Origin of the sequence: Sinomonas atrocyanea, from assembly GCF_001577305.1 — a bacterium.
Classification (GTDB): Bacteria; Actinomycetota; Actinomycetes; order Actinomycetales; family Micrococcaceae; genus Sinomonas; species Sinomonas atrocyanea.
This window is the reverse complement of the sequence record NZ_CP014518.1, coordinates 943,590-963,876: the sequence shown is the minus strand read 5'-3', so window position 1 is coordinate 963,876 and position 20,287 is coordinate 943,590. Positions and strand designations below refer to the sequence as shown.

Annotated in this window: 21 protein-coding genes; 13 read left to right on the top strand and 8 right to left on the bottom strand. The window is 71.5% G+C overall.

Translation table 11 applies throughout. From position 1 onward, the window contains the following. Positions 1-178: 178 nt before the first annotated feature. Positions 179-841, top strand: coding sequence for a response regulator (locus SA2016_RS04585; protein WP_066495834.1), 663 nt, complete (start codon positions 179-181; stop codon positions 839-841). Positions 842-1,183: 342 nt separating this feature from the next. Here the strand turns inward: SA2016_RS04585 and SA2016_RS04580 are convergent, their stop codons facing one another. The 6 genes from SA2016_RS04580 to SA2016_RS21315 form a co-directional block, all read right to left on the bottom strand. Then, entirely contained in the window at positions 1,184-1,900 is a 717-nt protein-coding gene (locus SA2016_RS04580) for an ankyrin repeat domain-containing protein (RefSeq protein ID WP_066495831.1), read from the bottom strand. Positions 1,901-2,311: 411 nt separating this feature from the next. Further along, positions 2,312-2,518: a hypothetical protein gene (locus SA2016_RS21320; protein WP_141305505.1), complete on the bottom strand. Its 207-nt coding sequence runs from the start codon at positions 2,516-2,518 to the stop codon at positions 2,312-2,314. A gap of 412 nt (positions 2,519-2,930) precedes the next feature. Next, positions 2,931-3,434, bottom strand: a complete 504-nt coding sequence (locus tag SA2016_RS04575) for a hypothetical protein (RefSeq protein ID WP_157089112.1) — start codon at positions 3,432-3,434, stop codon at positions 2,931-2,933. Between the two features lie 321 nt (positions 3,435-3,755). After that, on the bottom strand, positions 3,756-3,986 hold the full coding sequence (locus SA2016_RS04570) for a hypothetical protein (RefSeq protein ID WP_066495826.1): 231 nt from the start codon (positions 3,984-3,986) through the stop codon (positions 3,756-3,758). 186 nt (positions 3,987-4,172) lie between these two features. Beyond that, the gene (locus tag SA2016_RS04565; RefSeq protein ID WP_066495825.1) at positions 4,173-4,769 is read right to left on the bottom strand and encodes a TetR/AcrR family transcriptional regulator; all 597 of its coding nucleotides are present in this window, start codon (positions 4,767-4,769) and stop codon (positions 4,173-4,175) included. A gap of 57 nt (positions 4,770-4,826) precedes the next feature. Then, on the bottom strand, positions 4,827-5,120 hold the full coding sequence (locus SA2016_RS21315) for a response regulator (RefSeq protein WP_141305506.1): 294 nt from the start codon (positions 5,118-5,120) through the stop codon (positions 4,827-4,829). Between the two features lie 455 nt (positions 5,121-5,575). On the opposite strand from SA2016_RS21315, the gene SA2016_RS04555 reads away from it, so the two are divergent. From SA2016_RS04555 to SA2016_RS04545, 4 genes are all read left to right on the top strand, one after another. Continuing rightward, positions 5,576-5,899: a hypothetical protein gene (locus tag SA2016_RS04555; protein WP_066495815.1), complete on the top strand. Its 324-nt coding sequence runs from the start codon at positions 5,576-5,578 to the stop codon at positions 5,897-5,899. A 539-nt stretch (positions 5,900-6,438) separates the two neighbouring features. Beyond that, on the top strand, positions 6,439-6,726 hold the full coding sequence (locus SA2016_RS21310; RefSeq protein ID WP_157089111.1) for a hypothetical protein: 288 nt from the start codon (positions 6,439-6,441) through the stop codon (positions 6,724-6,726). Positions 6,727-7,026: 300 nt separating this feature from the next. Next, entirely contained in the window at positions 7,027-8,229 is a 1,203-nt protein-coding gene (locus SA2016_RS04550; RefSeq protein ID WP_066495812.1) for an IS110 family RNA-guided transposase, read from the top strand. A 781-nt stretch (positions 8,230-9,010) separates the two neighbouring features. Continuing rightward, entirely contained in the window at positions 9,011-9,349 is a 339-nt protein-coding gene (locus SA2016_RS04545) for an Hpt domain-containing protein (protein WP_141305508.1), read from the top strand. A gap of 27 nt (positions 9,350-9,376) precedes the next feature. On the opposite strand, the gene SA2016_RS21725 is transcribed toward SA2016_RS04545, so the two are convergent. Beyond that, entirely contained in the window at positions 9,377-9,733 is a 357-nt protein-coding gene (locus tag SA2016_RS21725; RefSeq protein ID WP_169803048.1) for a response regulator transcription factor, read from the bottom strand. A gap of 880 nt (positions 9,734-10,613) precedes the next feature. On the opposite strand from SA2016_RS21725, the gene SA2016_RS04535 reads away from it, so the two are divergent. From SA2016_RS04535 to SA2016_RS04525, 3 genes are all read left to right on the top strand, one after another. Further along, on the top strand, positions 10,614-11,006 hold the full coding sequence (locus SA2016_RS04535; RefSeq protein ID WP_066495806.1) for a hypothetical protein: 393 nt from the start codon (positions 10,614-10,616) through the stop codon (positions 11,004-11,006). A gap of 82 nt (positions 11,007-11,088) precedes the next feature. Further along, positions 11,089-12,651 (top strand): signal peptidase I, encoded by a 1,563-nt coding sequence (locus SA2016_RS04530; RefSeq protein WP_066495804.1) that lies wholly within the window; start codon positions 11,089-11,091, stop codon positions 12,649-12,651. Continuing rightward, positions 12,648-12,953 (top strand): hypothetical protein, encoded by a 306-nt coding sequence (locus tag SA2016_RS04525; protein ID WP_066495803.1) that lies wholly within the window; start codon positions 12,648-12,650, stop codon positions 12,951-12,953. Before SA2016_RS04530 ends, SA2016_RS04525 begins: the two co-directional genes overlap by 4 nt. Positions 12,954-13,049: 96 nt before the next feature. On the opposite strand, the gene SA2016_RS04520 is transcribed toward SA2016_RS04525, so the two are convergent. Further along, the gene (locus SA2016_RS04520) at positions 13,050-14,777 is read right to left on the bottom strand and encodes a sensor histidine kinase (protein WP_157089110.1); all 1,728 of its coding nucleotides are present in this window, start codon (positions 14,775-14,777) and stop codon (positions 13,050-13,052) included. Between the two features lie 474 nt (positions 14,778-15,251). Between SA2016_RS04520 and SA2016_RS04515 the strand changes: the two genes are divergently transcribed. From SA2016_RS04515 to kce, 5 genes are all read left to right on the top strand, one after another. Next, positions 15,252-15,515 (top strand): hypothetical protein, encoded by a 264-nt coding sequence (locus SA2016_RS04515; RefSeq protein ID WP_066495799.1) that lies wholly within the window; start codon positions 15,252-15,254, stop codon positions 15,513-15,515. A 275-nt stretch (positions 15,516-15,790) separates the two neighbouring features. Next, positions 15,791-16,963: an ATP-binding protein gene (locus SA2016_RS04510; RefSeq protein WP_066495798.1), complete on the top strand. Its 1,173-nt coding sequence runs from the start codon at positions 15,791-15,793 to the stop codon at positions 16,961-16,963. A gap of 288 nt (positions 16,964-17,251) precedes the next feature. After that, on the top strand, positions 17,252-18,340 hold the full coding sequence (locus tag SA2016_RS04505; protein ID WP_229710747.1) for a LacI family DNA-binding transcriptional regulator: 1,089 nt from the start codon (positions 17,252-17,254) through the stop codon (positions 18,338-18,340). Positions 18,341-18,525: 185 nt separating this feature from the next. Continuing rightward, on the top strand, positions 18,526-19,305 hold the full coding sequence (locus tag SA2016_RS04500; protein WP_066495797.1) for an SDR family oxidoreductase: 780 nt from the start codon (positions 18,526-18,528) through the stop codon (positions 19,303-19,305). Positions 19,306-19,318: 13 nt separating this feature from the next. Further along, a complete protein-coding gene (kce, locus tag SA2016_RS04495; RefSeq protein ID WP_066495793.1) occupies positions 19,319-20,251 on the top strand; it encodes a 3,5-dioxohexanoate:acetyl-CoA acetone transferase in 933 nt (310 codons plus the stop codon). Positions 20,252-20,287: the final 36 nt, after the last annotated feature.

Genomic DNA, 20,287 nt, shown 5'->3' with positions numbered 1-20,287 from the left:
GTTCCTGGACGTCGGCACGGCCCTCCTGCAGCGCCTCGCCGGCGCCCACGCCGGAGCCGGCGGCATGCGCGAGGGGAACTACGCCTCTAGCCCTGACAGGACCGGTCCGGGAGCATGGGAGCCAAGAGACCACAGCGGAGCTGGACAGGGCACCGTACGCACAAGCAGAGATACGGCCATGGACAACCCCGCAATCGGAACCATCCCCGCGGCGACCCGCGTCTTCATCCTCAGCGGCCACGCCCCGGTCCGGGACGGCCTCGCCGAGCTCCTGCGGGAGGAGGGCTTCGACGTCGTCGGGGAGGCCGGCACCATCCTGGCCGCCCTCCCGGCCGCCACCGCGGCCGAACCCGACGTGGTGCTGGTGGGCAACCGCCTCGCCGACGGGACGGGGATCGAGGCCTGCCGCGCCCTCCGCGAGGCAGCTTCCCGCACCCGCTGCATCATCATGACCACCTACGACGGCCCCATGGCCCTGCGCGCCGCAGCCCTCGCCGACGCCGACGGATACGTCTTCCAGAGCGCCCGCGTGGACGGACTGGTCCAGGCCCTCCGGCGCGTAGCAGCAGGCGAGCAGCTGCCCACCGCCAAGGCCGCCCGGGCCCTGCTGCACGAGCTCAGGGCCGACGCCCTGCTGAAGGAGGCCCCCGCGCCCGAGTGCGCCCTCTGGTCCCTGATCCGACAGGGCAGGACCAACGCCCAGATCAGGACCGAGCTGGCCCTCACCCCCAAGGACTTCTCCGCCTGCCTCTCCGCCCTCCTCGCCAGGCTCGGCTACCGCCCCGCACCCGCCGCCCCGGGCGGCACCACCACCCCAGCCCCACCGCCGCACTCCCGCTGAAAGGGCAGCCCGCACAGCGCCCCGGCATCACCACAGCCTTCGATGGATTCCCCACTCGGAGCGCGCACTCGGACCGGGCCCAGACAGGGGCAGCACTGTCCCGGCCATGCCCCATCCATCGCGGATCGGGATCAGGACCACCCGCGCACTCGTGCCCCAGATCAGCGGGATCGGCAATGATCGCGCGCCCAGGCTCTGGGTATCTGCTTGGCTGAAGCACGATGCACGGTGGGCGAGCGGAACCCACGAGGAACAGAGGACGGCCCCTGCTGCCGGGCCAAACCCAGTTCCTGGCCCAGACCTAGTTCCTGACAGGGAGGCGGCGGTCGACCCCGTTGACCGTCAGTCGGTGGTGCGGTGCGCGCCCAGCTGCTCGAGCCATCCGATGAGGCTGCCCCGCTGCGTTCCATGGCTCGACGCCGCATCGAGAACAGTTCCGTGGCCGTAGGCCGGTGTGAAGGCCAGGTTTGCTCCCCGCTCATAGAGGAGCGCAGCAGCACGCCGGTACCCGGCGGCGCAGGCATGCCAGAAGGCCTGGTCGATGGCCGCCTCCGTCGAGTTCGCCGGGTCACCCAGCAAGTCCTCGATGCGGTCGAGCAGACCCAGCGCCGAGGCATGCCAGAGCTTCTCCACCCTCGCGCCGCGCTCGACGAGCAGCCGGGCAACGTTCCAGCAGCCATAGCCGACCGCGTTGTCCAGCGGCGTGCCGATCGAGCCGTCGGGGGCCTCGAGGTCAGCGCCCGCATCGATGAGGACGCGCGCAACGTCTGCGTCGTCGCTGCTCGCCGTCCAGTGCAGCGGAGTCTCCCCCGTCCCGTCCTCGTTCTCCCGGGCATCGACGTCCGCGCCGGCGCCAATCAGCACCTGTGCAATGCGGGGGCCGTTTGGGAAATAGCCAGGCCAGTCGGTCACGACATGCAAGGGGGTCCGTCCTCGCGCCATACCGCCGAGGCGGGAGGCGGCAAGCACAGGGCGGGCGGCGAGCACCTTCTGCAGCGCCTCGACATCTCCCGACCGGATGGACACGAACACGTCTGCGCGGTCCTCGTCCGTAGGCACGGCCCCTCCTCTGGTCACGCACAGGAGCATACAGAGCCCAAGCCGTCCGAGAACCACACTGTCTGGCACCTGCTTCGCCGATCCCCCCCGAGACCCGGTGCGTACGCCAAGGCGTGGCGCCAGCGCCAGCACCGACTGAGTCGGTCACTGCCGGCAGATGAGCCGCGGCGCGACTAGCCCATCCGAGCAAGATAACCAATCCATGGGCTCGAGGCGGCGGGGCGGCTTCGAGCCGGAGGGGCTTCCGATGAGCCCACGAAGACCCGAGCCGGCTGCAGCGGATCGTCGAGGGTCCTCGGTGGCACCGCCCGGACGCAGCCCGGGGCCCAGCACCCGCCCGACGGCCACGGTCCAGAGCAGGGTGTTCGCTCAGGGTGCTGGACGGAACAGCTCGGGAACCTGCGGCGGCTGCTAGTGCAACTGGCCGGACAGGTCTTCGATGGCCCAGGCGAGGACCTTGAGTTCGAATGCCTCCCAGTCATCGGAGCTGCTGAGGTGGGCGTCGAATTCAGCCCTGTGTACGTCGCCGCCGTTGGCCCAGTACCGCAGCCAGAGGTCATTGATGCAGGCAGGGTCCTGCCCGACCATCCTCCGTGCAAGGAGTCGGGGATCTTCCATGGTTCCTCACCAGGGCATGGTGTCGGCGGTCGCTTCGGGGCCCTGCTGCTCAAGGCCCCTTTCCACCATGCCAGTCCGGCACCCCGCAGGCAACCGCCCGGCCTGCCCGGGATGCCCCAAAGGACTGTCCCCCCAACACCCCTCCCATGGACATACCCAGTGAGGGCCGACGCGCAACTCGCACCCTCCGAACGCCGCCGACACCGGTTCGCGGCCCCGGACTGCCAAGGTCCTACATGTACAAGGCAGGCCCCGGCCCCCTTCCCGCCCTTGGCCGCGGAAGCCGCTCAGTGCCGAACGGCCGTCCGGGGCTCCGTGACGGATCAGGAGCACCCGAGGCCCCGAGGGTGCGCGGCGGCGACCTCCAGGCCGTTGCAGCCGGTGCCGGGCCCAGGGATGTCCGTTCCCCGCCTCAGTTTGCGTCCTGCCAGCCACCGCTCTGGCCACCGGGCCCCGCGCCGCGCCCGTCGAGGGCCGGCCATCCCCGGGCCGTGTCCCCGGCAGCCTCGCCTGCGCTTCCCCGGCGGCCAGCGCCCAGGCCCGGAGTCCTGGCCCAGTCACTGCCCAGGGCCCGGGCGAGGAGGGCGGCCTCCGCGGCCGCGGCGATCCGGTCGCGGTGTCGGCGTCGCTGCCGATGGAGCCACATCCCGAGCCTGCGCTCCTCCGCGGAGGCGGGGCGGCCGATCGACGGCAGGCGCCCGCAGGAGGCCGAGAACTCCACGACCCGGTGCAGCTGGCGCCGAAACTTCACCCCCACCGAACCGCTCCCCTGGGCCGCCCCGGGCCGTCCCGCTGCGCGGTGGGAGTGCGACGGTGCAGGGGCCCGGGGCACCGACGGCACGGGCGCGGCAGGCTGCGGGAGGCCGGCGAGGACCCGCAGCTGCTCCAGCAGCTCCCCGAGCTCCTCCGGGCCCAATGCCCGACCGCCCGGGAGGCACGTTGGAAGGGCGCACCCCCCTGACCTGTGGACATGGCGGGACTGCGGGGGCCGGAGAAGGCCTGCGGCAGGGGCGCCCCGGCTCACTGGAAGCGCCACAGCGGCACCCCCGAGCTGCCCAGAGCCCCAGCGCCCCGCACCGCCCGAGCCCTTGCACGGCCGACCCCCGGCGGCACCCGTGTGGGCCCCTGGCGGAGCGCACCGCCGCGTCCACGGGCCCGCACAGGGCCCGGGACCTCCGGCCCCGGACGGGCGGGGCCGTGGGGACGGTGGGCGGCACGCCCGCGGCGTCCATCCCTCTCAGCTGCCCGCTGCGGTCCGGAGGCAGCACAGGTGCTCGAGCAGGGCCCGCTCGGGATGGTCCCTGTGGGCCTCGATGAGCCGGCGCAGCCCGTCCTTGGCCTCCTCGGACAGGCCCGGACGGGCCAGGACCTCATGCAGGATGCCCAGCACCTGCAGGGCAAGGGTCTCCTCGCGCTCCAGCGGCTCCAAGCGGTAGTCGATGGCCCCAGCTGCCATGATCTCTGCCATGCCAGGAAGTGTGGAGACAGAACGGTCATTCTGTCCATAGGGCCCTAGCAGATCACGGACTAATCCTGTAAAAAGCCCCGACCCCCGTCTCCCTTTCCCTTCAGGCACCTCCGCCCCAGCAGTACCGCGGACCGGCGAGGGCTGGGCCCTGCGACCGGCGCCATCACCCGGCCGCGGGCGCCCGGATCACCCCAGGGACCCGTCCCCGCCGCGCGCGTCGGGACAGGAGCAGTAGTTGCGGACCAGCATCCTGGCGAGCCGGCGGCCGGTCTCGACCGCGTCCGGGTCGCCTTCCGCGGCGGAGACCAGGGTGCCCTTGAGCAGCAGCTGGCAGTCACGGGCGAACCCCACCGGATCCGCGATCCCACGCTCGGCGGCCAGGGCGGCCAGGTCCTCCCGGAGGCGGGCGAAGTAGTCCAGGCTCGCCCGCCCGACCGGGTGTGCCAGGCCCAGCTCGAGCAGGACCTGGACGAGGGAGCCCCCGGGGAGCCGGCCGCCCCCGACCACCACGTCGAAGACGTCGAACACCCCGGCCAGGGCCTCGGGCCCGTCGCCGCGGCAGGCCACGGCCGCCCCGATCGCGGCCCTGCGCTCCTGGTAGAGGCATTCGAGGTAGGCCAGGGCGATCCCGTCCTTGGAGCCGAAGACGCTGTAGAAGGTCGCCCGGGCGGCCCCGCAGGCAGCCAGGATGTCCTCGACGGCCGTGGCTCGGATCCCCCGCTCGGCGAACAGCCGGTAGGCGGCCGCCTCGATCCGCCCCCGCGCATCCCCTCCCTCACCCATGCCCGCCCCTGCCCCGGGCAGGCAGGGCACCGCAGCCGTCGCCCGCCGGCCGCCTGCTCACTGGTCCTCCCGGGCGGCGGCACGCCTGACCGCCTCGACCAGGCCGTGGCCGGCGACCTCCCGCAGCACGAACTCGCAGTCCCCGGCACCGTGCCCTGCGGCCTCGTCCGGGTAGCTGACCAGGACCACACACCCCAGCCCGGGAACCGATTCCCTCGCCTCGAGGCAGACCTGGACGCCCTTCCCGTCCGCGATGCCGGAGTCCAGGACCGTCGCATCCGGCCCCAGCGCCCGGATACACCGCGCCGACGAGCACTCCCCGGCCAGCCCGTTCCCGATCACCAGGGACACCCTCACTCCCCCGGCCCCGGCACCCTCATCCCCAGCGGCCACAGCCACCCCCTGCTCCAAAGGCCGGACCAGGACAGGACCGTCCATGATTCCAGGCAGGCCTTGACCATATGCACAAGGCATGCCACAAAACAGAGCAGCACCCGAACACGACACCGGATGACAGCACAGGACGCGATGGCGTCGCTGGAGGAGGCACGGCGCCGGCTCAGCCCAGGAGTGCAGCCGGTGCTCTCCAGGCTCCTCCCCCGAGCCCTCGGTGCGGCCGTTCCCCTTCAGGCCCCGGAAGCCCCGATCCGTGGGCCGGCCCCGGCGGCCCCCGCCTCATCCGAGACTATTGTGGCGCCGAGTCCCCCGGGCGCGAGGCACAGCCCCCGCCGGGGGCGGTGGTCCGGCAGGAGTACCGCGCGGACCGGAACCGGGAGAGCGGGGAACGAGTGAGAGGAACTGCAGCGATGGAGAACGAGTCGGACTACCCGGACGAGGCCATCCGGACACTCCTTGGCCTCCAGGCCGTCCCCGGGCAGACACGCCGGGAGCTCGAACAGGCGGTGCAGCAGGACTACACGGCCAGATGCGCCGCCCTCTGCCAAGCCCTGGACACCCTGCCCGACGAGGCCAGGTACTCGATGACCGAAGAACAGCTCAGCGTGCTCTCCCTCGGGGCACCGCCGCCGTGCAGGCCCTCTCCGGCCGCTGACGGGACCGGCCGGACCCAAATCCGCTTCCCTCCACGGGCAGACGTCCCGCCCGGGATCCGGGCCCCAGCCGCACACTGAAGGCCCGCGGGCCAGACGGGCCACACCCCACCCGAGCCCGGGCAGGGCGTGGGCAAGAACGGGCCGGGCCCAAATGGCCGCCCTGCCTGGAGAGCAGGCCGGACCGGCGCGATGTGGGGCTGGCCACCGGCCACGGGGCCGCAGCCCGGCCCTCCCCTGCCCCGTGACCACGGTCGGCCCTCCGGCCACCCGGGCCGGCACAGCGGCGCCGCACCGAGCGGGCTCCGCCGGGGGCAATGGGCCCGCGATCGCGGGACCGCGAGAGCCCCTCGAACAGGGATCCTCCCCTCGGGGCGCCTGCACGGCAGGCACTGCACGTCGCCCATTGCCAGACGCACGGCCACTCGGGCGCTGCCAGCCTCGACCAGGAGCAGCGTTCCCGCCCCCGCCGCGCACTCCCAGGCCATGCCCGCGTCTGTCGCAGCAGCGCCAGAGCGTCCCCGCAACGGGGCCCTGTTCCCCCGCCGTCACACCCAGCCGATCACAAACGATTGGCCCCTCTCGGTTTATCCGTCTCGGGGGCGGGTACCGCCACATCCATGCCTCAACTTGATGCGGCATCGTCGCTGCACGAGACGATGCTCGAGATGGTCCATGAGGCCCGCAGGCGCGGGATGCCGCACGACAGGTACCCGCTCGGAGCCTGCGAGTCGCTGCTGAAGGTCCATGCCCCGGCCGGTGAAAGTGTCGGATCGATCTGCGAGGGCTGCCTCGAGCGCTGGCCCTGCCATACCGTCCTGGCCATCCTCGGCGGCCTCGGACGCACCCCTGGACCGCGGGCCCGGCGCAGGGCCCGGCGCCCAAGCGGGCCCGGCAGATCGGCCTAGGGCCAGAACCCGGCCGCAACGCCCGTCATTCTCCTCGAACCGAGAGATCCGCTCGGAGAGGGGCCGCCCTGTCACGGCCCGCCCGCGTGGGCAGCGACGCTGCACTCCCCGCAGTGTTCCGGCCTGGACCACCCCCCGTTACCTTTCTCGTGGCTCCCTGATCCGTGAGGATGAGGGTGTTGGCCGGTCGGGTTCCGGCATGGGCACGACCCAAGCAGTTCCAAGGGACCTTCGTAACGTGGATGCCGAGCGTGATCGCCCTGACCGGCCGCTGCCTGACGGGAGCGGGAAGGAGAGCGCATGGGAGTGTCCGGGAGCCTGCCGGCGGTGTTTGTCGGGCTCGATGTCGGGAAGTCCGATCACCACGCCGTTGCCCTGGGCGTGGACGGGAAGGCCCTGCTGGACCGGGCCCTGCCCAACGACGAGGCCAGGCTCCGGGCCATCCTCGCAGGCCTCGCCGAACACGGTCCGGTGCTGATGGTCGTGGACCAGCCCGCCACCATCGGGGCCCTCCCGGTCGCGGTCGCCCAGGCCATGGAAGGGGTCGAGGTGGCCTACCTTCCCGGGCTGGCCATGCGCCGGATCGCGGACCTGCACCCCGGCGCGGCGAAGACCAACGCCAGGGACGCGCTGATCATCGCCGAGGCCGCCCGGACCATGCCGCACACCCTGCGCCAGATCCGGGCGGACGAGGAGCAGATCGCCGCCCTGGCCCTGCTGGCAGGGTTCGACGACGACCTCGCGCAGGAGGCCACCGCGGTATCGAACCGGCTCCGCGGCCTGCTCACCCAGATCCACCCGGCCCTCGAGCGGGCCCTCGGGCCAAGGGTCGCCCACCCGGCGGTGGCGGACCTGCTCACCCGATACCCGACCCCCGCCAGACTCGCCTCGGCAGGGCGCGGGCAGGTGCGGGCGAGGCTGAAGAAGCACGCCCCGCGCCTGGCCGACCGGCTCGCCCAGGAGGTCTTCACCGCTCTGGGCGAGCAGACCGTCACGGTGCCCGGAACCGACGCAGCCGGGGTCGTGATCCCGATCCTGGCCGAGCAGCTCGCGGCCCTCACACGGCAGCGGGGCCAGATCGCGGCCCAGGTCGAGGCCCTCGTGGAGGCCCACCCTCTTCACGGGGTCCTGACCTCGCTCCCCGGAGTCGGGGTCAGGACCGCCGCCAGGATCCTCACCGAAGTCGTCGGGAAGGACTTCAAGGACGCCGCCCACCTGGCCTCCTACGCCGGCATCGCCCCGGTCACCCGAAGATCCGGAACCTCGATCCGCGGCGAGCACGCCCCACGCGGAGGGAACAAACGCCTCAAACGCGCCCTGTTCCTCTCGGCCTTCGCCTCACTGAGCCACCCGCCCTCGCGGGCCTACTACGACCGCAAACGAGCCCAGGGCAAACGGCACAACCAGGCACTCATCGCCCTCGCCCGCCGCCGCTGCGACGTCCTCTTCGCCATGCTCCGCGACGGCACCCTCTACCAGCCCCCAACCACCGCCGCGGCTTGACGAAAACCATAGAGGCACCCCCCCCAAAAATCCTCATGGTGCCACCCCAGGGCCACGGGGTGACCTGGGCGTGGTCTACCGGCAATGCAGGGGCTGGGGAGAAGACCAATCGTCACTGCCGGCAGGTGCCCACGATGCGCGCGCAGAACCGTGGATCGGTCCATTGAGCCCGAGCACCAGACTTCCTGATTCTTCCTGCCCTCCCTACGGCGCACGTGCGGCCATGTCCCACCTCAAGGACATCCGTACAGGCCTGGCCGCCCTCGCCGAAGGACCTGGGCCCAGATGATCCCGCCGGCTTCGCCCGGTCCTTCCACGTCCTCACCACGGACGCCATGGCCGCCTCCGTCGAAGGCGACCACGCGCCGCACCCCGCTGCCGCGCCCTCTCCACCGCCCGGACATGTGGGGCACCCCACCCGGCTCGGACGGAGAGCACGAGATGGGGCATCCAGGAGCTCCCGCCCGGACCGGCGCTGGAGACCGGACTGATGTCCAGAGGCCTGGCCCTGTCTCCGGAAGGCCCTGGCAGCGGGCACCGGCGAAGCGCTCAGTAGGCGGGCGTGTTTCGAGGGCGCGCCTTTGGTGGGCGCCAGCCGCTCAGGCCTCCTCCGGCGCTGGGACGGCACTCTCAGTTTCGGCGCAGTTTCTCCGCGTCTGCCCGGCGAGGGCGAGGGCGCGGCCGTAGGCTGGGGCATTTGGAAGCCGAGGTCTGGAGGCCTGTGTTGGATGGTCAGCTGTGCTCCGGAGGCGCGCCCCCGGGCCTGTGTGTCCCTGCCCTGGTGGACCGTGCTGTCCTGGCGGAGCTCGAGGCGGACATCCCCGGCGCCGGACGCAGGTTCGCTGCTGAATTCGTGCGGCTGTGGGCGCACCGGTACGCCAGGATCGCCGGAGCGGTCGCGGCCGGCTCGAGGGAGGAGGCCCTGGATGCGGTGCTGAGCCTGAAGGTCTCCTCGATGATGGTCGGGGCCCACCCGTTGGCCTCCAGGGCCGCGGCCCTGGAAGGCTTCCTGCGCTCGGGGGAGGGGAACGCCGGGCCGCTGTGTGCCCAGATCGCCGAGTGCGGGACCCTCACCGTGGCCTCCCTGAGGACTGCATGGGTGGACGACTGCGCCCACTGATCCGGTGGCAGGACTGCGGCCGGGCGGTCAGGGCAGCAGCGCCTGTACCCGCTGGCGGAGTTCGGCGACGGTGAAGGGCTTGGCCATGGCGTCCGTGACCCCGGCAGGCAGGTCCCGGACGAGGTCCTCCCGGCCAGTGAGCAGCAGGATCGGGACTGCGCTGATGGCCCGGATCCCGGCAGCGACCTGGGCGCCGTCCATGTGCGGCAGCCCGTAGTCCAGGACGACCAGGTCCGCCCCATCCTTCCTGACAGCCTCGATACCCTCCGGGCCGGCAGCGAGAGCGTCCACCTGGACCCCGGCGGCGGCCAGGACGGCCTGGACCAGCCCGCGCACGTCGTCGTCGTCCTCGATGACCACTGCCCTCGGCCTTCCCTCAGCCACGGCGCTGCTCCTCTCGCTCCGTCCCTGCGCCGCCTTCCGGTGCAGTCTCCTCCCCGGGCCTGGTGCGGACAGGGGAAGAGGATGGCGGACCGGCCACCGAGACAGCCGGCGGCACCTCTGCTGACCGCGCCCCTGCTTCCACCGCGGGAGCAGACGTGCAGGCCCCGGCCCTGCCCCTCCCCGGCTGTCCTGCCATAGCAGTCCCCCTTCCCCTGGCCGTCGCATTCGATGGACGGCGTTCCCGGCACAGACTACAGCGGCGCTGTCGGACGGCGGGCGCCGCCCGCGGTTGCCGGTCCTGCGCCGTACCGGGCTGGAGGCGCGGGGAACGGGCTCCGGCGCCCGGGGCGGCAGCAGGAGCCCGGTCCACCGGCGGCCAGCGGGCACCCGTCTCCCTAGGCTCCTCCGCGGCACCAGGGCGGCAGCCACGGCAGGACGGCGGCAGCCCCCTGCGGGCGCGCGTACCGCAGAACCTCCGGTCGCGGTGGATTCAGGGAAGCGGCGCCGCGAGCCGTGGCCGGGGAGCGCCGCGGGCCCGGCTCGGGCGGGCCCCAGTGCGTTCCGGGGCCTTTTCCTGGGGCGAGGCTGAGGAAGGCTCCGCCTGCCCGGGTTTGCTGCAAGGGTTCCCGCAGGATCGGGCGAGATCCGGGATGGGCGGGGCCTTCCGGTTCTAGCGTGGGAGCGTCGGGTGGTTCTCATCCCAGTCTCCGCTCCAGCAGGTGGGCGGTGGCGGCCCGCGGTCCAGGTTCGGGGGAGCCTTCTTCTTCTCGGTCAGGCCGCTGTGAGCGCTGTTGCCACGACACCCCTATGAGAGCCGGGCCATGGCCTGGTGCAGCAGTCGCGGGTGCGTTCTGTGCCCGCACGACCGAAAGAGAAACCAATGCGCAAGTCCCAGAAGATCGCCCTCGCCCTCGGCCTCGGCGCCGCCGCCCTCGCCGGCGGTACCGCCTTCACCGGCACCGGCCTGGCCACCACGGCCCCGTCGACGCAGTTCCTCGGCGGTACCGTGTCCCAGAGCGTCACCGGCGCGACCCTGTCCGGGGTCGACTACGCGTTCGCCGATGCCCCCTCCAACACCGAGGTCAACTCGATCACCCTGACCTTCGCCGACGCCACCGGGGGGAAGGTCCCCACCGTGTCGCTGAACAGCGGGTCCGGTACTGCCTTCACGTGCACCGCGATCGACGGGACCACGTTCCAGGCCACCTGCACGCCCGCCACTGCCGGCACGTACCAGACCGGCCTGACCAGCCTGGCCGTCACGGTCAGCTAGTTCTGGCCCGTGGTGCGGCCCGCCGCCAGCTGGGCGGGCCGCACCACCCCCACCCCTGCTGCCGCTGCCCTGGAGGACCACCGTGAAGAGGCTGCTCCGCCGGATCCTGGCCGTCGCGGCCGCGGTCGCTTCCGCTGCCGGGACCATCCTGGGGGTCCTGCTGGTGAGCGGGCAGGCGGCGGTCGTGGTCACCCACGGGGTGAGCATGAACCCCGTGTACTACCAGGGCGACCTCGTCGTCGTCGCCCGCGCCGGCGCGTACCAGGTGGGGGACATCGTTGCCTACCACGTCCACGGCGGGCCCGAGATCGCCCTCCACCGGATCATCGGCGGGGACGCGGCGGGGTTCGCCATCAAGGGCGACAACAACCAGTCCACGGACATCGACCACCCCACCGCTGAGCAGATCATCGGCCGCGCCGTGGTGCACGTGCCCCAGGCCGGCACTGCCCTGAAGGCCCTCACCGGTCCCCCGGTCCTGGCCCTGGCCGCCTTCGCCCTCCTCGGCGGCGGCACCACCGCCCTCACCCGTCGCCGGCGCCGCCGCGCCCGAAGGAGAACCAGCATGTCCCGCCACCTCGAGACCGGCACCCCTTCCCGGCGCGGATCGCTGGCGCAGCTCCTCCAGCGCCCCCTGCGTGGCTGGGCAGCCACCGCAGCCGCCGCGCTGGCGCTCTCAGGGTCTCTGGGCGCGTGGGCGTGGTCCGCGCCTGCCGAGACCGGCACCTCCACCGGCGGGGCCGCCCCGGGCAGGAGCATGGACTTCTCCTACTCCGCCCCCGTCAGACCGAGCGCGGCCTACGACGGGACCACCGTCTCCTCCCCCGACCCGGTCTTCCGCCGGGTCCTCGCCGGCAGCGTCACCGTCGCCTACACCTACCACGGCCCCGCCGGCACCGTCTCGGTCGCCGCCGAACTCTCCGCCCCGGGCGGCTGGCACGCCACCGTCCCGCTCACCGGCGCCCAGCCCATCAGCGACGGCGCGACGGGCAAGGCAGTCCTCGACCTGGCAGCACTTGACGCCCGCGCCCAGGCCGCCGCCCAGGCCACCGGAACTCCCGCGGCGCCCGTGACGGTCTCCGTCGTCCCCACCGTCCATGCAGGCGGCGCCGACTACAGTCCCGCGCTCAAGCTGACCCTCACCCCCCTCCAGCTGGCCCTCGCCGACCCCGCCGGGCTCAGCAGCGCGCAGAAGGCCCCCGGCTCCGCCGCGCCCGCCCCGAAGGAACGCTCGCTCGATCTCGGGGCCTGGTCCCTCGGAGCATCCGCTGCACGCCCCCTGTCCGCAGGGGCCTCCGCCGCCGCGGCCCTCGCCCTCGCGGCCCTCGCCCTCGCGGCCCGCCGCCGCGCCCCACAGGACGAGGCCGCCCGGATCCGGCACCGGTGGGGCTCCCTCCTCGTGCCCGTCCACCCGGTCCCCGCAGCACCCGGCCGCGCCCTGGTGGACGTCGCCGACATCGCCACCCTCGCCCGGCTCGCCGAACGCTACGGCCTGCTCATCCTGACCTGGTCCCGCAGCGGCGTGGAGACCTTCATCGTCAACGACGAGAACATCACCTACCGCTACCGCACAGGCGCCGCAGAAGCGCTCCTGCCCGAGAGCCGTGCAGAAGAAGCCACCACCCGAGGAAGCCAGGCCCGATGACTGAGAACAGCGAAGCAGGGAACGACCGGATCCTCCATCCATCAGAGGAGACGACCATCCACGACCAGATCCGCGGCATCCTGGCCGAAGCCCTCACCAGCCCGCACCTGCCCGACCACGCCAGGGCAAGGCTCCGGGCCCTCCTGGCCGAACACCACGACCGCCCCGGGGAGGCCTTCCTCGAACACCTGCGCCTCATCCGAAGCGCCGACGCAGGCGCCTCCGCCCCGGCCCGACTCGGACAGCCGTTCCCGGCCCCCGCCGTGGCCACGCCCCTTCTTCTCCCCGAGCCAGCCGTCTGACCTCAGTGAAGGGGCCAAGGCACCGCCTGGCCGTGCCGAGGCGTCCCCCGGTGGAGGGCTGCCGCCCGCGCCGGCCGCCGGCTACCGGGGGGCGTGTCATCGCTGCTGGGGCCCGAGGTGCTGCTGCTGCCCGTGCCCGGCAGGCGTCTCCGCTCCCCTGCCCGGCCCCTCGCCGGGCTCTGCGGCGGGGTCGGGCAGGAACACAGTGAAGGTCGTCCCCGCTCCCGGCCTGCTCGAGCACTCGATGCGGCCGCCGTGGCCCTCGACGATGGACCGGGCGATCGGCAGGCCGAGCCCGAGGCCCGGGACACGGGCGGCCCGGGCCCCCGGTGCCCGGTAGAACCTGGTGAACACCGCGGCGGCCTCCTCCGCGCTCATCCCGATGCCCGTGTCGCAGACCTCGCACACGATCCCGCCCGCGGCCCGGGAGGCCCGCACGACCACCCTCCCGCCCGGACGGGTGTACTTGATGGCGTTGGAGAGGAGGTTGTCCAGCAGCTGGGCGATCCTGACCGGGTCCACCACGGCCGGCAGCTGCGCGCACACGGTCCCATCCTTCAGGCCCACCCCTGCCGAACGGGCCGCGGGGGCAGCGGCCTCGACCGCGAGGCGGACCAGCTCGGCCACGTCCGCCGGCTCCGGCCGGACGTCGATCGCCCCGGAGGCCGCGGCCAGCAGGTCCCCGACCAGCCGCTCGAGCCGGCGCGTGTTGCGCCGGACGACCTCCAGGGCGTGCCCCGCCCGCGAGGGCATCCCCGGGATCTCCCCGAGGAGGTCCAGGTAGCCCGTCATCGACGTCAGCGGGTTGCGCAGCTCATGCGAGACGTTCGCCAGGAACACGTCCTTCGCCGCCAGCGCCTCCATCAGCGACGTGACATCGCTGAAGGCCAGGACCGCCCCGTCCGGACGCCCGTCAGGGCCCTGGACCGGCCGGGCCGAGGTCGAGAAGACCCGCTGCGTCGGCCCCTCCCCCAGCCGCACCAGGAAGTCGGAGAACGCCTCCCCCCGCACCGCCCGCACCACCGGCTGGCGGTCCGGCGGCAGCGGCGCCCCGGACATGTCGAACACCCTCGGCCAGTCCTGCCCCACCCCAGGCACCCTGCCCGCAAGCGCCTTGTTCAGGTACTGCTGCCTGTTCGCCACAGCCGTCGCACCCGAAGCGTCCAGCGCCTGCACCCCCACCGGGATCGTCTCCAGCACGGTGTCCAGCAGCCTCTTCTCCCGCGCCTTGGCCTCCAGTGCCTCCTGCAGCTGGGCCCGCGCGTCCTCGAGGGAACGCCTCTGGTCCCGCGTCGCGGCCGCCAGCAGGTGCACCACCGCCCCCGCCGCGAGCATCATCGCCGGCAGCACCAGCACCTGCGCATACGCCCCCGCATCCGCGGACCCCGCCACGGCCAGAGGGAGCCACACCATCAGCAGCGGCCCCAGGAACGCCGCAGCCATGCAGAACCCCGGCCGCAGGCCCGACCACGCCAGCCACACCACCGGCACCACGGCCAGCGCGCCCAGCTGCATCTCCGTGCCCAGACCGGCCACGCGAACCAGCCCGATCGGCACGAAGTCCAGCAGCGGCACCGCCAGCGCCGCCCCAGGCGGCAGCGAGCCCCACGGCACGGCCCATGCAAGGGCCAGCAGGATCGCCTGCCCCAGCAGGCCCCACACGAACAGCGGCTCGGCCGCGACATCCGGGCGCCACACGGCCACGACCACGGCCACCAGGGCGATCGCGGCCGCCAGGGGGACCTGGCTCAGCACCACCTGCTGCCGGCGCGAGAGGCCGTGGACGAACACATGCACGAACCACGCCCAGCCACGCGCTGCCACCACCGCCACACCACCGCCCTCGGCACCTCTCGCTGACACGTCACACTACTTGACACCTTTTCGGGCAAAGGTTACATCAGCACTCTCAGGTACGACAGGACCTCGCCGGCCCCTGCCGGAAAGGCAACCTGATCGGCAGGCCGCGGGCAGGACCGGAGTGGCTGGAGCGCACACCCTTCATGTCGGTCGATTGACCGCCGTCTCGCGCGGCGGGGAGCACGGAATCGGAGCCGCTGCCAGTCGGCTGCGTGCCGCGGGGGTTTTGCCCATGCGGCCCCGCGGCGGCCCCCCACGAGGCTGCAGCCCTCCTGCCGGGGCATAGCCGGGCGATCCCGGGCCATTCCCTGCAGCGAGCACGGGCGTTTGGCCTGGTCGTCCACCGGGCAACAGCCGTGCCAGCCGAACCGGCCAGCTGGTCGCACCAGGGAGGAGAGCAGCCCCGGTGCCGGAGGGACCGAGAAGGGGGAAGACCCGATGGAGACGGAATGCGGACGGCCGGCCTCGGGGCCGGTGTACGAGGAGATCCTGCAGCAGATCGACCACACCCGACTCCACGGGACGCTGCGCCAGCGCTTCAACGTCGACACCTGGGAGCCGGCCGTCGACGCGCACCGCCCGGACGGCCCCCTCGTGGGCGACCGGTGCCGGCAGTGCGGGCAGCCCTGGCCCTGCAGATTCCTGCGCAACCTGCTCGGCAGCGGCCTCATCGCCGAACGGGCCCCGCTGCACCCGGGATGACAGCCGCGCGGGCGCGTCCACGGCCCCGGGGACTCAGTGTGCCCGACACGGGCGCGTCCACGGCCCCGGGGAATCAGTGTGCCCGACACGGGCACATCCGACCCCGGAGCCGGTGATTCCGATCATTCCCATCGCGCGCTGCTCCAGCAGACTGGACCCTGACAGTCTCCGCCCATCACGGGCCAGCAGCTGCGCCCCGCCGCTCAGTCTGCCCGTCCCATAAAACGCCATACCGTTGTATCCGGCAAAATGGATATCAGGGTATGGTTGCGGATATGGACAGTTCCCTCAACCCCTATTCACCCGGTTCCGGCCGCCGGCCTATGGAGCTGGCGGGACGGCAGGCTGAGATCGATGCCTTCGACCTGCTCGTGGCCATCACCCGGCACGGCCGGCATGAGCGGTCCCTGGTCCTGCACGGACTGCGTGGGGTAGGGAAGACGGTGCTGCTGAACGAATTCAGGCGCCAGGCCGAGCGGGCTGACTTCGTCGTGGTCTCCCTCGAAGGCCGCGAGGCCGAGGGCGGCCCCGAGGCGGTCCGGGCGAAACTGGGCCGCGGCCTGCTGCAGGCCGGCCGGAAGGTCAACCGCCCCGGCATCGGCGGGGCCCTGAAGCGGGGCCTGGGCAGCATCGCCTCGTTCTCGGCTCAGTTGGGCGTGACGGGGATCGACATCGGTGTGGACATGACCCGGGGGCGCGCTGACTCCGGTTCCATCGAGGTCGATCTGGAGGAGATGGTCGAAGACCTCTCCGGCGCCCTGGCCGAGAAGCGGTCGGCCCTGGTCTTCCTGATCGACGAGATGCAGGACCTGGACCGGGGCCTGCTCGCCGCCCTCCTGGCCGTCCAGCACCAGGCCGGCCAACGGGACTGGCCCTTCTACGTCGTGGGCGCCGGCCTGCCGGACTTGCCAGCAGTGCTGAGCGAGGCGCGCTCATACGCCGAGCGGCTCTTCACCTACCGCAGCATAGGCGCCCTTCCCCCAGACGCAGCCGAATCGGCGCTTGTCGTCCCTGCCTCCAAGTACGGCGCCACCTACACCCCGGAAGCCCGTGATGCGCTGCTGGCCGCCTCCGGCGGCTACCCCTACTTCATCCAGGAATACGGCAAGGCCGCCTGGGACACCGCACCCGAGAAGACCATCACCATCGAGGACGCCAGGATCGCCATCGAACTCGGGCGTGCCCAGCTCGAGCAAGGATTCTTCCTCACCCGCTGGGAACGGGCCACCAGGGCCGAGAAGGACTTCCTGCGCCTGATGGCCCAGGACGGCGACGCGGGATCCAGCACAAGAGACCTCGCCGAACGCGCCGGCAGGAAGCAGAGTTCGATGACCATGACCCGCGCGGCCCTCATCAGCAAGGGCGTGATCTACCCGCCGGCCCTGGGACGGGTGGCATTCACGGTGCCCGGAATGGCCGACTACATCAGCCGACTCAACGCGCTCTGACCAGCAGCCTGCGAAGACCCTCCCCGCTCGCCATCCATTGACCCAAGGCCCTGCCGGCGCGAGGCCGCCCCGACTCGGCGCGGCCCCGAGGTTGGGTCGATCCGGCGTCGAGGTCGACATTCCCCTCTTCCAAGGGTTCAGGCGCCGACCTCACCTCCTCAAGCAGGAGCGCCGACCGGCTGGATGAGGAGCTCGGGGCGGCTCCGGTAGTTCAACGATCATCATCGCGCCAACTTAATGTTGCTGAACGTTTTGGTCCTCCCATGTAATGGAGGCCTCAGGCGAACCGTGGTGTACTTCACAGCAAGGGAGGTGGATGACGTCTTGATGGATCCGGCCTCGACCTCGCGTCCCATCAAAGTCTCCGCCGCGGCCGTAGCCCGGGCGGCGGGCGTCTCTCCTGCCACGGTGAGCTATGTGATGAACGGCCAGCAGGGGGTCTCCGACGAGACTCGTCGGCACGTGGTGAAGGTGGCGAACGAGCTCGGCTTCCGGCCCTCGGCTGGCAAGGACGCCCCCGACCCACGGCTTACGCGTGTGGTCGGGATGATCCTCCCGAACATTGTCAATCCCATGTACACGGGCTGGGCGCAGAGCATCATCACGGCGACTTCGGAACAGGGTTTCGATGTCTTTGTCGCAACCAGCCAGGACGATGCGGACACTCTGGCGCAGACGGCCAACACCCTCGCCGCCCGAAACGTGGACGGGGTCGTCATCGCTGCAGCGCTGTCTGACGATTCCCGTGCGCTCAGGACGCTGCGGCAGCACCGGATACCCTACGTCTACCTTTCCCGGCGGTCCAACCACGTCCCCGGTGACTTCGTGGGCATCGATGACGACGCCGCCGCAACCCAGTTGATGCACCACGTGCTGGGTCACGGGTACACGGAGCTCGCCACCGTCATCGGCCCCCGCTTCTCCACAGCTTCCCTTGCCAGGGAGGAGGCCTTCGTCCGCACGGCCAAGGCCGCCGGAGTGACGATTGCGGGGCAGAGGAAGGTGAGCACGCGGCTGAATTCTGAGGGCGGCCTCACCGCCGCCAAGAGGCTGCTCGCATCGGAGCGCCCGCCTCGGGCGATCGTCTGCGGGTCCGATGAGATCGCCATCGGAGTCATGGAATACGCACTGGCCATCGGGCTGAGCATCCCCGAGGATCTGGCGGTCGTCGGCAGCGATGGGCTCCCCCACAGCAGGTCGTCGCTCATCGGGATGACCACGATCGTCCAGCCGGTGCGGCAGATGGCCGAGCGCGCCGTGGAACTCCTCCTCGGCCAGATCACCGACCCCAGAAGCACCTATACCCACACAGTCTGCGACCACAGACTCTACCTCGGAACATCCTGCGGCTGCCCGCCACCGAGCACAGCGCGCTGAGCCCGCTCACCTAGGTGTGCGCCCTCGCCCAAAGGCACAAGCACGCCGACAGCCGGTACGTCGACGGCGAGGGCAGGACCAGGGGCCGTCACGCCGCCCTACTCACCCTTGACCAATTACAGCCAATGCACGCAAGCGTTTCCCTTCGACAGAACGCCGCGTGCCCCCAGGTTAGGAGACATTCCATGATCCCCACCGTCCTCGACTACACCGGACGCAGAGTCCTGGTGACCGCCGGAGCTGCCGGCATCGGCCACTCAATCGCCTCGCGCTTCCGCGAACTGGGCGCCTCAGTGCTCGTGACCGATGTCCGCCCGGAGGCGGTGGCGAGCGCCAGGGACGCCGGCTATCTGGCGGAGGTCAGCGATGTATCGGACGAGTCTGATGTCGAGGGTCTCATGGAAGAGGTCCAGTCGACGCTGGGCGGCCTCGACGTGCTCGTCAACAACGCGGGCATAGCCGGGCCGACTGGGCCGATCGAGACCCTCGATTCAGGTGCCTGGCTGAAGACCTTCGACGTGAACGTGCACGGGCAGTTCTACGCCGTCAAGCATGCCCTGCCGATGCTCCGTAAGGCCGAGGAACCGGCCATCGTGAACCTCTCCTCGGCAGCCGGACGGCTCGGGATGGCCGGGCGCAGCCCCTACTCGGCCTCGAAGTGGGCCGTCGTCGGGATGACCAAGACACTGGCGATCGAACTCGGCGCCGACGGGATCCGGGTCAATGCCATCTGTCCCGGCGCGGTGAACGGGCCACGGATCGAAGCGGTCATCGAGGCCAAGGCCTCGATGCTGGACAGGCCCGTGAAGGAGGTCTCCGACCTCTACCACGCGCAGTCCTCCCTCAACCGCCTCGTCGAGGCCGAGGACATCGCCAACATGGCCGTATTCCTCGCCGGCCCTCTGGCCCGCAACGTCAACGGCCAGGCGATGGCCGTCGACGGCAACACCGAAAAGCTCTACTGAAGGGTCCTGATCAATGTCAGCCAAGCGCAAAGTCATCATCACCTCGGCCGTCACCGGCGCCATCCACACCCCATCCATGTCCCGCTACCTCCCGGTCAGCTCCGAGGAGATCGCCGAGGCAGCCATTGGGGCGGCCGAGGCAGGCGCAGCCATCGTGCACATGCATGCCCGGGACCCGAAGGATGGACGCCCATCCCAGGACCCGAAGCACTTCGAGCCGATCCTGGAGAAGCTCAAGGCCAACACGGACGCGGTCATCAACATCACCACCGGCGGCTCGCCGCACATGACGGTCCAGGAGCGCATGCGGCCCGTGGCCGCGTTCAAGCCCGAGCTGGCAAGCCTGAACATGGGCTCGATGAATTTTGGCCTCTACCCGATGCTCGATCGGTTCACCGAGTTCGAGCACGAATGGGAGCGCGAGTCGCTGGAGAAGTCCCGGGACCTGGTCTTCAAGAACACGTTCGCCGACATCGAGACGATCCTCGGGATCGGCAATGCCAACGGGACCCGCTTCGAGTTCGAGTGCTACGACATCTCCCATTTGAACAACCTCGCGCACTTCCACACCCGGGGGCTGGCCTGCGGGCCGCTGTTCGTCCAGTCGGTGTTCGGGCTGCTGGGGGGCATCGGTGCGCATCCCGAGGATCTCATGCACATGCGCCGCACCGCCGACCGGCTGCTCGGGGAGGACTACCTGTGGTCCGTGCTAGGAGCCGGTAGGAGCCAGATGCCGCTCGCCGCGATCGGGGCCGCCATCGGCTCGCATGTCCGCGTCGGTCTGGAGGATTCCCTGTGGATCGGCCCGGGCGAGCTCGCCAAGAGCAACGCCGAGCAGGTGGGGCGCATCCGCACCATCCTGGAAGCACTCAACTTCGAGGTGGCCACCCCGGACGAGGCGAGGCAGATGCTCCAGCTCAAGGGCCGCGAGAATGTCGGGTTCTAGCCTCCGCGGCACGTCTCCGCTGCCCCGCTACGCCTT

Bases quoted from the DNA above. Each gene is read 5' to 3' on its own strand.
- SA2016_RS04585 (WP_066495834.1), top strand. From the start codon at position 179: ATGGACAACCCCGCAATCGGAACCATCCCCGCGGCGACCCGCGTCTTC.
- SA2016_RS21320 (WP_141305505.1), bottom strand. From the start codon at position 2,518: ATGGAAGATCCCCGACTCCTTGCACGGAGGATGGTCGGGCAGGACCCT.
- SA2016_RS04570 (WP_066495826.1), bottom strand. From the start codon at position 3,986: ATGGCAGAGATCATGGCAGCTGGGGCCATCGACTACCGCTTGGAGCCG.
- SA2016_RS04565 (WP_066495825.1), bottom strand. From the start codon at position 4,769: ATGGGTGAGGGAGGGGATGCGCGGGGGCGGATCGAGGCGGCCGCCTAC.
- SA2016_RS04555 (WP_066495815.1), top strand. From the start codon at position 5,576: ATGGAGAACGAGTCGGACTACCCGGACGAGGCCATCCGGACACTCCTT.
- SA2016_RS21310 (WP_157089111.1), top strand. From the start codon at position 6,439: ATGCCTCAACTTGATGCGGCATCGTCGCTGCACGAGACGATGCTCGAG.
- SA2016_RS04550 (WP_066495812.1), top strand. From the start codon at position 7,027: ATGGGAGTGTCCGGGAGCCTGCCGGCGGTGTTTGTCGGGCTCGATGTC.
- SA2016_RS04535 (WP_066495806.1), top strand. From the start codon at position 10,614: ATGCGCAAGTCCCAGAAGATCGCCCTCGCCCTCGGCCTCGGCGCCGCC.
- SA2016_RS04525 (WP_066495803.1), top strand. From the start codon at position 12,648: ATGACTGAGAACAGCGAAGCAGGGAACGACCGGATCCTCCATCCATCA.
- SA2016_RS04515 (WP_066495799.1), top strand. From the start codon at position 15,252: ATGGAGACGGAATGCGGACGGCCGGCCTCGGGGCCGGTGTACGAGGAG.
- SA2016_RS04510 (WP_066495798.1), top strand. From the start codon at position 15,791: ATGGACAGTTCCCTCAACCCCTATTCACCCGGTTCCGGCCGCCGGCCT.
- SA2016_RS04500 (WP_066495797.1), top strand. From the start codon at position 18,526: ATGATCCCCACCGTCCTCGACTACACCGGACGCAGAGTCCTGGTGACC.
- kce (WP_066495793.1), top strand. From the start codon at position 19,319: ATGTCAGCCAAGCGCAAAGTCATCATCACCTCGGCCGTCACCGGCGCC.